The 12755-nt window shown below is 72.1% G+C and carries 14 protein-coding genes; 6 read left to right on the forward strand and 8 right to left on the reverse strand.

The window, feature by feature from the left end; translation table 11 throughout:
* Positions 1-37: 37 nt before the first annotated feature.
* Positions 38-517 carry a carboxymuconolactone decarboxylase family protein gene (locus ACFYZ8_RS27795; protein ID WP_359029581.1) on the forward strand — a complete coding sequence of 160 codons (480 nt, stop codon included), beginning with the start codon at positions 38-40 and terminating at the stop codon, positions 515-517.
* 140 nt (positions 518-657) lie between these two features.
* Here the strand turns inward: ACFYZ8_RS27795 and ACFYZ8_RS27800 are convergent, their stop codons facing one another.
* The 3 genes from ACFYZ8_RS27800 to ACFYZ8_RS27810 form a co-directional block, all read right to left on the reverse strand.
* Positions 658-2145: a glutamate synthase subunit beta gene (locus ACFYZ8_RS27800; protein ID WP_359029582.1), complete on the reverse strand. Its 1488-nt coding sequence runs from the start codon at positions 2143-2145 to the stop codon at positions 658-660.
* A gap of 116 nt (positions 2146-2261) precedes the next feature.
* Positions 2262-2741: an anthrone oxygenase family protein gene (locus tag ACFYZ8_RS27805; protein ID WP_359029583.1), complete on the reverse strand. Its 480-nt coding sequence runs from the start codon at positions 2739-2741 to the stop codon at positions 2262-2264.
* 547 nt (positions 2742-3288) lie between these two features.
* The gene (locus ACFYZ8_RS27810; RefSeq protein WP_388537806.1) at positions 3289-3996 is read right to left on the reverse strand and encodes a DUF2293 domain-containing protein; all 708 of its coding nucleotides are present in this window, start codon (positions 3994-3996) and stop codon (positions 3289-3291) included.
* Between the two features lie 98 nt (positions 3997-4094).
* On the opposite strand from ACFYZ8_RS27810, the gene ACFYZ8_RS27815 reads away from it, so the two are divergent.
* A complete protein-coding gene (locus ACFYZ8_RS27815; RefSeq protein ID WP_388537808.1) occupies positions 4095-4727 on the forward strand; it encodes a uridine kinase in 633 nt (210 codons plus the stop codon).
* A 162-nt stretch (positions 4728-4889) separates the two neighbouring features.
* A complete protein-coding gene (locus ACFYZ8_RS27820; protein ID WP_359029586.1) occupies positions 4890-5321 on the forward strand; it encodes a CBS domain-containing protein in 432 nt (143 codons plus the stop codon).
* A gap of 22 nt (positions 5322-5343) precedes the next feature.
* Here ACFYZ8_RS27820 and ACFYZ8_RS27825 read toward each other — a convergent pair whose 3' ends face one another.
* Positions 5344-6471 carry a magnesium and cobalt transport protein CorA gene (locus tag ACFYZ8_RS27825; RefSeq protein ID WP_359029587.1) on the reverse strand — a complete coding sequence of 376 codons (1128 nt, stop codon included), beginning with the start codon at positions 6469-6471 and terminating at the stop codon, positions 5344-5346.
* A gap of 253 nt (positions 6472-6724) precedes the next feature.
* Here ACFYZ8_RS27825 and ACFYZ8_RS27830 point away from each other — a divergent pair, with 253 nt between their 5' ends.
* Positions 6725-7519 carry a methyltransferase domain-containing protein gene (locus tag ACFYZ8_RS27830; protein ID WP_359029588.1) on the forward strand — a complete coding sequence of 265 codons (795 nt, stop codon included), beginning with the start codon at positions 6725-6727 and terminating at the stop codon, positions 7517-7519.
* A 46-nt stretch (positions 7520-7565) separates the two neighbouring features.
* On the opposite strand, the gene ACFYZ8_RS27835 is transcribed toward ACFYZ8_RS27830, so the two are convergent.
* Positions 7566-8504: a carbohydrate kinase family protein gene (locus ACFYZ8_RS27835; RefSeq protein WP_388537811.1), complete on the reverse strand. Its 939-nt coding sequence runs from the start codon at positions 8502-8504 to the stop codon at positions 7566-7568.
* On the reverse strand, positions 8501-9406 hold the full coding sequence (locus ACFYZ8_RS27840) for a pseudouridine-5'-phosphate glycosidase (RefSeq protein WP_359029723.1): 906 nt from the start codon (positions 9404-9406) through the stop codon (positions 8501-8503). The genes ACFYZ8_RS27835 and ACFYZ8_RS27840 overlap by 4 nt, the downstream gene beginning before the upstream one ends.
* A gap of 102 nt (positions 9407-9508) precedes the next feature.
* Here ACFYZ8_RS27840 and ACFYZ8_RS27845 point away from each other — a divergent pair, with 102 nt between their 5' ends.
* Positions 9509-9937: a VOC family protein gene (locus ACFYZ8_RS27845; protein WP_388537813.1), complete on the forward strand. Its 429-nt coding sequence runs from the start codon at positions 9509-9511 to the stop codon at positions 9935-9937.
* 26 nt (positions 9938-9963) lie between these two features.
* Here ACFYZ8_RS27845 and ACFYZ8_RS27850 read toward each other — a convergent pair whose 3' ends face one another.
* Together ACFYZ8_RS27850 and ACFYZ8_RS27855 are read right to left on the reverse strand one after the other, a co-directional pair.
* Positions 9964-10518: a methylated-DNA--[protein]-cysteine S-methyltransferase gene (locus ACFYZ8_RS27850; RefSeq protein WP_388537815.1), complete on the reverse strand. Its 555-nt coding sequence runs from the start codon at positions 10516-10518 to the stop codon at positions 9964-9966.
* 60 nt (positions 10519-10578) lie between these two features.
* Positions 10579-11448 (reverse strand): glycerophosphodiester phosphodiesterase, encoded by an 870-nt coding sequence (locus tag ACFYZ8_RS27855; protein ID WP_388537817.1) that lies wholly within the window; start codon positions 11446-11448, stop codon positions 10579-10581.
* Between the two features lie 279 nt (positions 11449-11727).
* On the opposite strand from ACFYZ8_RS27855, the gene ACFYZ8_RS27860 reads away from it, so the two are divergent.
* Positions 11728-12594, forward strand: a complete 867-nt coding sequence (locus tag ACFYZ8_RS27860; RefSeq protein WP_388537819.1) for an MHYT domain-containing protein — start codon at positions 11728-11730, stop codon at positions 12592-12594.
* Positions 12595-12755 lie beyond the last annotated feature (161 nt).

The raw sequence follows: 12755 nt of genomic DNA on the forward strand, positions 1-12755 counted from the left end.
CCCTACAGCCGGTCTTTCCGGCCCGTAGATTGATCACATGACGACGACGACCACGCACCCGACCGGTACCGCTCGACTCAACCTCGCGAAGGCCGCCCCGAAGGTGTTCCGGGCCCTGGTCGGCTTCGACGCGGCGGCCCGCGAGGGCCTGGACCCCGCCCTCGTCGAACTGATCCAGATCCGCGCCTCCCACCTCAACCACTGCGCGTACTGCCTCCACATGCACACCAACGACGCCCGCAAGGCCGGTGAGTCGGAGGACCGCCTCCACATGGTCCCGGTCTGGCGAGAGGCCCGCCACTTCTTCACGGAGAAGGAACAGGCGGCCCTCGCCCTCACGGAGGCGGTGACGCTGGTGGCCGACGGGGGAGTCCCCGACGCCGTCTACGCGCAGGCCGCGGCCTGCTTCGACGAGCAGGAACTGGCCCACGTACTGTCCCTGATCCTCACGATCAACACGTGGAACAGGGTGGCTCTCGCGACGGCGAAGGTGGCGGGGACGGACGAGCGGGGATGAAGGGCCAGGGGGCCTGGATGGCCGGGGGGCTTGAACGGCCGGGGGCTTGAACGGCCGGGGGGCCTGGACGGCCGGGGGCTTGAACAGCCGGGGGCTTGAACAGCCGGGGGCTTGAACGGCCAGGGGGTCCCCTCGTCGCCCTATACCGTCATCGGCCGGTCGTACGGTCCGATCGGTGCCGGCAGTCGTGAACTCCCGGTCAGATAGCGGTCGACCGCCGCCGCGACCGCCCGCCCCTCCGCGATCGCCCACACGATCAAGGACTGCCCCCGAGCGGCGTCGCCCGCGGCGAACACCCCGGGTACGTTCGTGCCGAACCCCGCGTCCCGGGCGACCGTCCCCCGGGGTTCCATCTCCAGCCCCAGCTGCTCCACAAGCCCGTCCCCGCGATCCGGCCCGGAGAACCCGAGCGCCAGCAGCACGAGGTCGGCGGGAAGCGTCCGTCCCGTGCCCTCGACCTGCCGGCGCGCCGCGTCCACCTCGACGAGATGCAGTGACCGCACATGCCCGTCCGCGTCCCCGGTGAAGCGCAGGGTGGACGCCGCGAACAACCGCGCGTCCGCGTCGGCCGCAGGCGCCGTCCGCAGGTCCCGGGCCTCCTCGTGCGCCGCCGACAAGCGGTAGATCTTCGGATACGTGGGCCACGGCTCGACATCCTCGTCCCGCTCACCCCCCGGCTGGGCGTAGATGTCCAACTGGGTCACGGAGGCGGCCCCTTCACGCACCGCCGTCCCCAGGCAGTCGGCCCCCGTGTCACCCCCGCCCACGATCACGACATGCTTCCCGGCGGCCGACATCGGGGACTTCGCCAGCTCCCCCTCGCACACCCGGTTGGCCAACGGCAGGTACTCCATGGCCTGTTGGACGCCGGTCAACTCCCGCCCCGGCACGTCCAGTTCACGCCACGCCGTGGCCCCCGTGGCGATCACCACCGCGTCGTACCGCGTCCTGAGCTCCGCCGCCCCGATGTCCCGCCCGACCGCCGTGGACGTACGGAACTTCGTCCCCTCGGCCCGCATCTGCTCGATCCGCCGGTCCAGATGGCGCTTCTCCATCTTGAACTCGGGGATGCCGTACCGCATCAGCCCGCCGAGCCGGTCGTCCTTCTCGTAGACGGCGACCGTGTGGCCCGCCCGCGTCAACTGCTGCGCCGCGGCGAGCCCCGTCGGCCCCGACCCGATCACCGCGACGGTCCGCCCCGACAGCCGGTCCGGCGGCCGCGGGGGCGTGAACCCGAGCTCCCAGGCCCGGTCCGCGACGGCCACCTCGACGTTCTTGATGGTGACCGCCGGCTGGTTGATGGCGAGCACACACCCCGCCTCGCACGGCGCCGGGCACAACCGCCCCGTGAACTCGGGGAAGTTGTTCGTCGCGTGGAGCCGGTCGGCGGCCTGCCGCCAGTCCTCCCGCGAGACCAGGTCGTTCCACTCGGGGATGAGATTCCCCAGCGGACAGGCGTCGTGGCAGAACGGGATCCCGCAGTCCATGCAGCGATCCGCCTGCTGGGTGATGATGGGCAGCAGCGCTCCGGGGACGTACACCTCGTCCCAGTCCCGGACCCGCTGCTCGACCGGCCTGCGGGGCCAGTCCTGACGAGGGGTCGTCATGAATCCCTTGGGATCCGCCATGGCCGTCTTCCTTGCTCGCGGGCGGCTCTTCTGCGGAACTTCTTTCGGCCACGATACGACTCATCGGCCACCCGCGCAGAGTGCCGGTGAGCCGCCACGACAGCGCTTTCCAGGACTCAGGTGAGGGCCAGCACGTACGCCAGCGCCGCCGCGCCCGAGGCGATCGCGCGGACGTGGTTGTACGCCGTCCACTCGCGTACGTACGTCGGCCAGTACGACGCAGCCTCCGGCGTGCCCGGGTCCAGTTTGAGCAGGGCGTCGTTGCGGGGCACGTTCGCCACCATCGTCAGCCCGAACGAGCCGAACAGATACAGCGCGCTGCCCACCAGCAGCTCCACGGTCCCCTCGTCCGGCCACAGCACGAACGTCACCACCGCGATCACCGAGCACAGCACGGCTGAGCCCGCGAACACGGCCATGAACGGCGGCCGCACCGCGCTCACATTGATCGCGTTCATCGCGGCGACGCCCTGCGCGGGCGGCAACGCGGCGAGCCCCCTCATCACGAACGCCGAGAACGCGCAGAACACCCCGGCCACCAGGCCGGTCCCGAGCACCCCCAGCACGACCAGCACGAAGTAAGGCCCATCAATCATCGCGACACCGTCTCCCGCTTCCGGCCGAGCACCACCCGTCCCCACCAGTCAATCCCGTCCCCACCCCTCGAACCATGGTCACTCCGCGCACCCCCATAACCAGACGTCCACCCCCACACGCCCTCCACACCCCTCGCCCACCGCGACGACGGCAGACGAGTGCGACGGCGGGGCGGGTGGGGTGGAGGGGGTGGGGTTGGTGGGGGCGGGGCCGGGGTTCCGATGGCGAAGCGGCCGACACCGGCCAAGCGGCCCTCGCTCAGTTCGGCGACGAGGGGCGCGGTGCCGAGGAACCGGCGCCGGGTTGTCAGTCCGGCCATGGTGGGCGGTGTGGGGCTGGGGTCGGGTGGTCCGGCCATGGTGGGCGGTGTGGGGCTGGGGTCGGGTGGTCCGGTGGTGGTGGGCGGCGTGGGGCTGGGGTCGGGTGGTCCGGTGGTGGTGGGCGGCGTGGGACCGGGGTTGTCAGTCCGGTTGTGGCGGCCGGCGCCGGGGGCGGGGTCGGGGGCGGGCAGTCCGGCCGTGCCGAGCGGCCGGGTGCCGGGGGGCGTCAGCCCGCCTCCTCCCGCAGCGCCACCCCCGGATCTCGCCACCCCCTCAGCACCGCCTCCACCCGCCCCGAGATCCGCCGCCGTGCCTCGTGCCGCGCGACCCCGCTCATCAGCAACGCGTCGTACGGCGTGTCCACATGCCGTACGGACGCCACCACCGCCGACACCACCGCCCCCTCCGACAAGGCCCGCCCGGCCGCGCTCCGCCCCACCCGCCCGCTGCCCCGCAGGGACGCATGCGAGGCGATGGCCCGAGCCCGCTCGTCAGGGCATCCCGGAAACAGCCGCCGTATCTCCGCGGCGAACGCCTCCGTGAACCGCACGTCCTCCACCGCCCGCCGCCGCGCGTCCCGGGCTCGGCGCCGCCGTCGGGCCTCGGCGTCGGCGAGGCACCGCGCCTCGGCCCGCGCCAGCCCCGCCTCGTCGACGAGGACGCCCTGCCGCTCGTAGCGCCCCTTGCGCCGGTTGAACCGCACGACGACCGCCGAGAGCGCGCTCTCCTCCCGCGACCGACGCGTGAGCGCCGTGTCCCCGCGCGGCAGGAACACCAGGTGCCCGAGGTCGGAGCAGTCGAGACACCGCGGCGCCCCGCCCTCCATGACGAGCAGCGGCAACGGCCCGCCCCGGCACTCCGCGCAGTGCCGTCGCCGCAACGGCTGGACGACAAGGGGCCCGCCACGGGCCGGGGGAGTCGTGAGGCCTGTCATGAGAGGTTCATCCCCCGGCACCCTCCCTCGCACCCGCTCACCGCCCCGGGCCGAACAGCGCCACCCGTCCCGGCCAACGCCTGCCGCATGATGGCCCTGTGCGACTCGAAGCGATCACCTGGGACCGGCTCGGCGAGCGGCTGGCCGACCGCCTTCTCGACCTGAAGCCGGCCGACGGCAGCCCCTGGCCACGCGTCGCCCTCGACGGCGCCCCGGCAGCACGGCCGGGCGAACTCGCCGAACGGGTGGGCGAGGCCCTGCGCGTTCGCGGCCGCCCTTCGCTCGTCGTCGGCGTGGAGGGCTTCCTGCGCCCCGCCTCGATCCGTCTGGAATACGGCCATCACGACCTGGAGGCCTACTACAACGGCTGGTTCGACACCGGCGCCCTCTGGCGCGAGGTCTTCGGCCCCCTCGAACCCGGCGGTGACGGCCGGGTCCTGCCCGACCTGTGGGACCCGGTCACCGACCGCGCCACGCGCAGTGCCTACGTCCACCTCCCGCCCGGCGGCGTCCTGTTGCTGCACGGCCCCCTCCTGCTGCGCCACTGGTTCCCCTTCGACCTGACCGTCCACGTCCTCCTCTCCGAGGGCGCCCTGCGCCGCCGTACCCCCGAACGCGACCACTGGACCCTCCCCGCCTACGAGCGCTACGCCGACGAGACCGACCCGGCGGGTACGGCCGACGTCCTGGTCCGCGCCGACGACCCGCGCCACCCGGCGTGGAACGGCTGACCCGGTGGCCGTTCCGAGTGCCGTGGCATCGCCGCCCGGGCCCGGCCGCCATCACCGAGGGGTTCCGGGTGCGGGCCCTCGGTGGCGCGGCGAGAATGTAGGGCGCCGGGACTTGCGGTGCCGCCCGCGCCGCGCCGGCCGTCCGGCACCGGGAGGTACTCCATGACCACCGCCGGAGAGATCATGCACCGGGGTGCCCAGTGGATCCCCGCTCACGAGACCCTCGACCGCGCCGCCCAGCTGATGCGTGAACTCGGCGTCGGCGCCCTGCCCATCAGCGACGCGAACGAACGGCTGTGCGGCATCCTCACCGACCGCGACATCGTCATCGGCTGTGTCGCCGTGGGCCGCGACCCCGCCAAGGTCACCGCCGGTGAGATGGCCCAGGGCACACCCCGTTGGATCGACGCGGGCGCCGACGTCGCCGACGTCCTGCACGAGATGCAGGAGCACCGGATCCGCAGGCTCCCCGTCATCGAGAACAAGCGCCTGGTGGGCATGATCAGCGAGGCCGACCTGGCCCGGCACCTGACGGACGAGCAGATCGCCGGCTGGGCCGAGAGCGTCTACGCGCGCTCTTCCACCACCCACTGACCCGTCCCGCGGACGATCCCGGTCACAGCCAGCCGTTGCGCCGGAAACCGCGGTACAGCACAGCGCAGGCGACGGCTATCACTCCCATGACCAACGGATAGCCGAACGTCCAGTGCAGCTCCGGCATGTGCTCGAAGTTCATGCCGTACACACCGCAGACCATCGTCGGAACCGCGATCACCGCGGCCCAGGCCGTGATCTTCCGCATGTCCTCGTTCTGCGCGACCGTCACCTGCGCGAGGTGGGCCTGCAGGATCGAGTTGAGCAGCTCGTCGAACGCGGCGATCTGCTCCTTGGCGCGCAGCAGATGGTCGGAGACGTCACGGAAGTACGCCTGTATCTCCGGGGCGACGACCTGGATGGGCCGGGTGGAGAGCTCCTCCAGCGGGCGGCTGAGCGGGGCCACCGCCCGCTTCAGCTCCAGCAGTTCACGCTTGAGCTGGTAGATGCGGCCCGGGTCGACCCGCGCGCCGTCGTCCGCGAACACCGCCGTCTCCACCAGGTCGATGTCCGACTGCATGGAGTCGGTGACCTCCAGATAGTCGTCGACCACATGGTCCGCGATCGCGTGCAGCACCGCGGCCGGCCCCTTGGCGAGCTGCCCGGGATCGGACTCCAGCTCCTCACGCAACGGGCCCAGCGATCCGTGGCTGCCGTGCCGCACGGTGATCACGAAGTCCGCGCCGACGAACACCATGATCTCGCCGGTGTTGACCACCTCGCTCGTCGCCGTGAGCTCCTCGTGTTCCACGTAGCAGACCGTCTTGAACACCGCGAACAGCGTCTCGCCGTACCGCTCCACCTTCGGGCGCTGATGGGCCTCGACCGCGTCCTCGACGGCCAGCGGGTGCAGGTCGAAGAGGTCCGCGATGCCCTCGAACTCGTGGTCCGACGGCTCGTGCAGACCCAGCCAGACGAAACCGTCACGGCTCTTGCGCATCCGCTCCACGGTGTCGACCAGATCGCCGTCGACCGGGATGCGGGCGCCCTCCCGGTAGGTCACGCAGTTGACCACCGAGGTGCCCAGCGGGGAGCGGGCATGGTGGCTCAGGTCGACACGCGGGCGCCGCCGGGCCAGCCGGGCCACCTTGCGCAGGCCGCCGACCCTGCCAAGGCCCGTGACCCTCCGCAGATTCCCTGCCATGGACATCTGGATCTCCTCGCGTGGACCTCCGTGCGACGCGTTGCTGCGTCCTGGCGCGCCAGTTTGCCAGGTCGACGTAAGCGCCGGGTGAGCCTGTGGACAGGCGAGGTTCCGCTTGGTTCCCGCCTGTGGACAACTGCCCGAGCGGGCCTCGGCGCCGGCCTCCGCGCCGGTCGCCCGCCGGACGGACGTCGGCCTTCTCGTCGTAGGAGCCGCGTCGTCCGTTTCCGACAAGCCCGGCAACTGGGATCATCGCGGCATGACACGAACCGACGGGTATCTCCTCGACAACCGGCAGTCGGAGGCGGCAGAGCGCTTCGACGCCTTCGCCACCCTCTTCGACCCCACGACCTTCCGGCACATCGAAGGATTCGGCATCGGATCCGGCTGGCGCTGCTGGGAGGTCGGCGCGGGCGGCACGTCCGTGGTGTCCTGGCTGGCCAAGAAGGTCGGCCCGACCGGAAAGGTCGTCGCGACGGACATCGACACCACACTGCTCACCGCGGCGGGCCGTCCGCCGGTCGACGTACGTGTCCACGACGTGAGCACCGAGGAGCCGCCCGGGGAGGGTTTCGACCTGGTGCACGCCAGGCTCGTCCTGGTCCATGTGCCGGACCGGGAACGGGCGTTGCGGTCGATGATCAAGTCCCTGCGCCCCGGCGGGCGGCTCCTGCTGGAGGACGCCGACCCCGCCCTGCAGCCCCTGACCTGCCCCGACGAGCACGGTCCGGAGCAGCAGCTGGCGAACCGGCTGCGCCAGGGCTTTCGCCGGCTGCTCGCCGACCGCGGTGCCGACCTCTCCTACGGCCGCACCCTTCCGCGTCTGCTCCGCGAGGCCGGTCTGCGTCAGGTGGCCGCCGACGCGTACTTCCCGCTCGCCTCGCCGGCCTGCGCCGCCCTGGAGTCGGCCACGATCCGCCAGATCCGCGACCAGCTGGTCACGGCGGGCCTCGCCACCGACGAGGACGTCGACCGCCACCTCGCCAACGTCGCCACCGGCACGATGGACCTGGCCACGGCCCCGCTGATCTCCGCGTGGGGACGCAAGGCGTAGACATGGGGGAGCGGTAACCGGTGTGCGGGCCGAGCCCGGAGCGATGTCAGTCCCGCCCCGGTGGTCTCCCGCCCACCCGCTCCACCGCCACCGCACCCGCCCGGCACCCGTCCGCCGCCGCGTCCTCGGGCGTGGCGCCCGCCAGCAGGGCCGCGAGGAACGCACCCGTGAAGGCGTCGCCCGCCCCGGTGGTGTCCAGGGGCTTGGCCGCTACGGCGGGCACGCGGGCGTGGACGGTGCCCGAGCGGGCGATCAGCGCCCCCTCGGCCCCCTGCTTGGCCACCACCAGGGGGACGTGGCGGCTCAACTTGGCCGCCGCGTCCGCCGCGTCGGGCAGTGCGGTGAGCAGGCACGCCTCGTCCCGGCTCGGCAGCAGCACGTCCACCCCCTCGACCAGGGAGAGGAAACGGTCCACCCCCAGCTCCCGGAGGAAGCCCGCCGACGCCGGATCGAGGCTCACCGGCACCGCTCGCGCGCGTGCCGACCGAATGGCCACGGCCACCAGCGCCCGGCTCGGCTCCGAGAACAGGAGGTAGCCCGACAGATGCAGCCTCGCCACTCCGTCGAGCAACGCGTCCGACCAGTCGTCCGGCTCCAGCCGCAGCGCCGCGCCGCTGTCGGTGAGGAACGACCGTTCGGCGGCCTCGCCCGTGTCCACCAGGCAGATCACCGTCCCGGTCGGCGCCTCGGGATCGACGACGAGCTGCGGCCGCACCCCGCACGCGGCCAGCTCCCGCTCGTGCCACGCGGCCGCGTCCGCGCCCACCCGCCCCAGCAGCCGTACCTCCGCACCGCCCCCGCGGGCGGCCCAGCAGGCCACGTTGGCCCCCGCCCCGCCCGGCACCGTACGGATCGCGGCGGTCGTGTCCGTACCCGCGGCGAGCGGCCCCCGGTGCCGGGCGACGACGTCCGTGATGACGTCTCCGACGACCAGGAGGGCGCCGCCCCGCCCGGCCGTGGCGGCGCCGGGCCCGTCCGTCGTCACGCCCCGGCCCGGGCCGCGGCGATCCGCCCGGCCAGCCGCACGTTTCCGCGCACCGCCGCCAGGTTGGCACTCAGGGAGGCGCCGTCGGTGTGCCGCACCAGATGGTTCAGCAGGAACGGTGTGACGCCCTGGCCGGTGACTCCCGCCGCCGCGCAGGCCTCAAGCGCTTCTGCGAGCACGCGCGCGTGCAGCCCGGGGTCCAGCTGCTCCTCCTCGGGCACCGGGTTGGCGACGATCAGCGCCGAGCCGGGCGCGCCGAGTGCTTCCCGCGCGCGCATGACCTCCGCCACCTGCTCGGGGGAGTCGAGCCGCCACTCCACGGGGTGGCCGGAGTCGGACAGGTAGAAGCCCGGGAAGCGGTCCGTGCCGTACCCGGCGACCGCCACCCCCAGCGTCTCCAGCCGCTGGAGCGTCGCGGGTACGTCCAGGATGGACTTCACGCCCGCGCACACCACGGTGATCGGTGTGCGCGCCAGCAGGCCGAGGTCGGCCGACTCGTCCTGGGTCGTCGTCCACTCCCGGTGCACCCCGCCGAGCCCGCCCGTCGCGAACACCTCCAGCCCGGCCAGGGCCGCGAGCTGGGCCGTGGCCGACACCGTGGTAGCCCCGCTCACCCCCGCGGCCATCGCGAGCGGCAGATCCCGGTGGCCCAGCTTGCGGATCCCGTCCTCGTTCGCGACCCGCTCCAACTGCTGCTTGTCCAGGCCGACATGAGGGCGCCCGTCCAGTACGGCGATCGTCGCCGGTACGGCCCCCTCCTGCCGTACGGCGTCCTCCAGCTCCAGCGCCACCTGCAGATTGCGCGGCCGCGGCAGCCCGTGCGCGATGATCGTGGACTCCAGGGCCACCACGGGTCGACGCGCGTCAATCGCCTCGCGTACCTCTTCGGACACCACCAGCACCACGGGCCTGCCTCCTGTCGTTCGGTCTTCCCTCATCTCTGGCGACCGGCACGTCCGGTCAAACCCTTGCGGGCTGTGCGGGACGACACCAGCCTGGGGTGCATGACGGACAACTCGATACGTCTCGACCATGTCGTCCTCTGGGTGCGTGACCCGGTGGCATCGGCCGACTTCTACGAGAAGACCCTGGGCATGGAACCCGTGAGGCTCACCGACTTCGCTGCGGGGGCGGTGTCCTTCCCCTCCGTACGGCTCAACGACGAGACCGTCCTCGACCTCATGCCGCTCACCCTGGCGGACTCCATGAAAATGGTCCCAGGTGCCGCCGAGAGTGCGGGCCACCCCGTCAATCATGTCTGCGTGGCCCTGCCCGCCGACGATTTCGAGACACTCCGCGCCCGGCTGGAGGAACGCTCGGTGCCCGTGTCGGACCTCTCCCACGACTCCTTCGGCGCCCGCGGAATGGCCCGGCGCAGCTTCTACTTCCGCGACCCGGACGGCAACGTCTTCGAGGCACGCCATTACGACTGACCTTCAGAAGGAACGCCGGTCGCGCCTCAGAACAGCGGCTCGGGCAGCACGCCCTCCAGCGCGAGCAGCTTCCGCTTGGTCTCCAGGCCACCGCCGAACCCGCCGATGCCGCCGTCGCTCTCGACGACCCGGTGGCAGGGCACGACGACCGGCAGCGGATTGGAGCCCATGGCCACGCCCACGGCCTGCGCGGCACCCGGCTGGCCGACCCGCCCGGCCAGATCGCCGTACCCGACGACCTGGCCGTACCGCACACCGGACGCCAGCTCGCGCAGCACCTGCCGGTTGAAGCCCGAGATCAGGGACCAGTCCAGGGGCAGCTCGAAGTCGTGCCGCTCGCCCGCGAAGTACGCCTCGACCTGGCGTATCGCCTCGGTCAGGAGCGGGGAGCCGGGCGCCTCGACGGGCGGGGTGCCCAGCCGGGACGCGAGCCGCTCCAGCGCCTTGTCGCGGACCGCCTCGGTGGCGTGGAAGACCACGTTGACCAGGCCCTCGTCGGTCGCGGCCAGCAGCAGCGGGCCGATGTCCGTGCCGACGACGGTCCACACGATCCGCTGCTCGTCCTGCCCATGGCTGTTCATGCCACCACCGTACGAGCCGCCACTGACAACACCCGGCGACCTGCGTGAACGGCCGGCCCGCTACCGGCGCAGCGCGTCGCGCACCACGTCCGGCTTGTTGGTGATGATGCCGTCGACGCCGTACCCGGCGACCCGTCGTGCGGCGTCCGCGGTGTTCACGGTCCAGGTGCAGACCTCCAGCGGCTTGCCGTGCGGGCCCGTGAAGGCCTGGACCGCGGAGACATAGGCCCGCGAAAGGGAGGTGTGCGACGGGTTGATTTGGTCGGTGAAGTCCGCGTACGCGTGCAGATCAGCCATGGAGGGGGTGCCGAGGAAGCCGGTCTTCACACCGGGCTTGAGATCGTGGACGGTCCGCAGACTGGCCGCGCTGAAGCTCTGCACGACCAGTCGGCCGCGGTGCGCCTGGTCGAGCCACCCCTCGTTGCTCAGGAGCTTGAGGGTCTCGCGCTCGATGCCGGGGTACAGCTCCGGGTTCTTGAGTTCGAGGAGCAGCTTCTGACGGTGAAGATCGACTCGGTCCAGGTACTGCTTGAGCGTCGGCACGCGCGCGCCCGCGTAGGAGGCGCCGAACCAGCTGCCCGCGTCCAGACGCGCGACCTCGGCGGCGGTGAAGTCCTTCACTTTCCACGGCGCCCGGCCGGGGAAGACCTGCTCGACGTCCGTGGTTCGCGCCAGGCTGTCGTCATGGAGGACGACGAGCTTGCCGTCCCTTGTGCGCTGGACGTCGTTCTCGACCCAGACGGCGCCGAGCCGGGCGGCCCTGTCGACAGCGGCCAGGGTGTTCTCGGGGGCGTAGGCGGAGGCACCCCGGTGGGCGATGACCGCGGGCGGTGTGCCGTCCTCGACGGCCCGGACGCCGGTTGCGGGAAGCAGCAGGGCGACGGTCCCCAGGAGCGCGGTGGTCACAGCGGTCGCGGCACGCGCGTGCATACGTACTCCTCGCGTCGAGCGATCACGTACAGCACAACTGTGACAGCACCGGGTCAACTGCACCGGGGTACAGAATGAACACATCCTGAATGGGCGTGTCCCAGGTCCGCTCACGGGTGCCGCACAACTGGGGCAAGGGCGTGTTTCTTTGCCGGAAAGTCGTTCGACCATTCCGGTGGGGGTCATACTCTCTGCCTCAACCCTGATCGCTCGGGCGGTGCTGGGAAGGGGCACACTTCAGGGAATTCCAGGACGTAAGAGGGCGGAAGGTAGCCGCGCATGCAAGGCACGGTCGACGGATTCAGCTACGGACTCGTCACACCGCTGGTGGCCTACCTCATGGCCTGCCTCGGCGGAGCCCTCGGCCTGCGCTGCACCACCAGATCCATGCTGGTCAACCGGTCCTGGCGGCCCGGCTGGCTGGCTCTCGGCTCGGCGGCGATCGGCTCCGGCATCTGGACCATGCACTTCGTGGCCATGATGGGGTTCAAGGTCCGGGAGGCACCGATCCACTACGACCGGGCCACCACCTTCGCCAGCCTGGGTGTCGCCATCGTGATGGTCGGCATCGGCGTCTTCATCGTCGGCTACCGGGGCGCGCGCGGAACGGCCCTGCTGACCGGCGGCGCCATCACCGGCCTCGGCATCGCCTCCATGCACTACCTGGGCATGGCGAGCATGCGGCTGAACGGTCAGCTGGAGTACAACACCGCGACCGTGTCCGTGTCGGTGGTCATAGCCGTAGTCGCCGCCACCGCCGCCCTGTGGGCCGCCGGGCAGGTCAGGGGCTTCCTGTGGAGCGTGGGCGCGAGCCTGATCATGGGCCTCGCCGTCACGGGCATGCACTACACCGGCATGGCCGCGCTCAGCGTCCATCTGCACGGCACGTCCGCCCCCGCCTCGGGTGACTCGCCCGCCTCCCTGCTCGCGCCGATGATGATCGGCCCGCTGGCCTTCCTGCTGCTCGCGGGTGTCGTCGTGATGTTCGATCCGCTGATGGTCATGGGCAAGCCCGTGTGGTCGCCCGCCGAGAACAAGCCCGGCGTCCCCGCCCGCGAGCTCGTCCACCACCCGGCGGCCCGCCCCTCGCTCCGCACCCACCGCAACGTGACCCACCACGACTCCCGCACCCCGCAGAACCGCTGACCCACCCGGGCCGTCGACCGGGCCGCGACGCGCGCCCCGCCTGCAACCCCCTGATCCGATGTCCCCGTGCCGTCGCCTCTGGTGGCCTGCCCGCCTGGCGCCGGGCCGCTCAGCGCCCGGTCCCGGTGCGGCCGGCGACACCTCTCGGCCTGCCGCGACCG

Source organism: Streptomyces sp. NPDC001668 (genome assembly GCF_042893155.1).
Classification (GTDB): domain Bacteria; phylum Actinomycetota; class Actinomycetes; order Streptomycetales; family Streptomycetaceae; genus Streptomyces.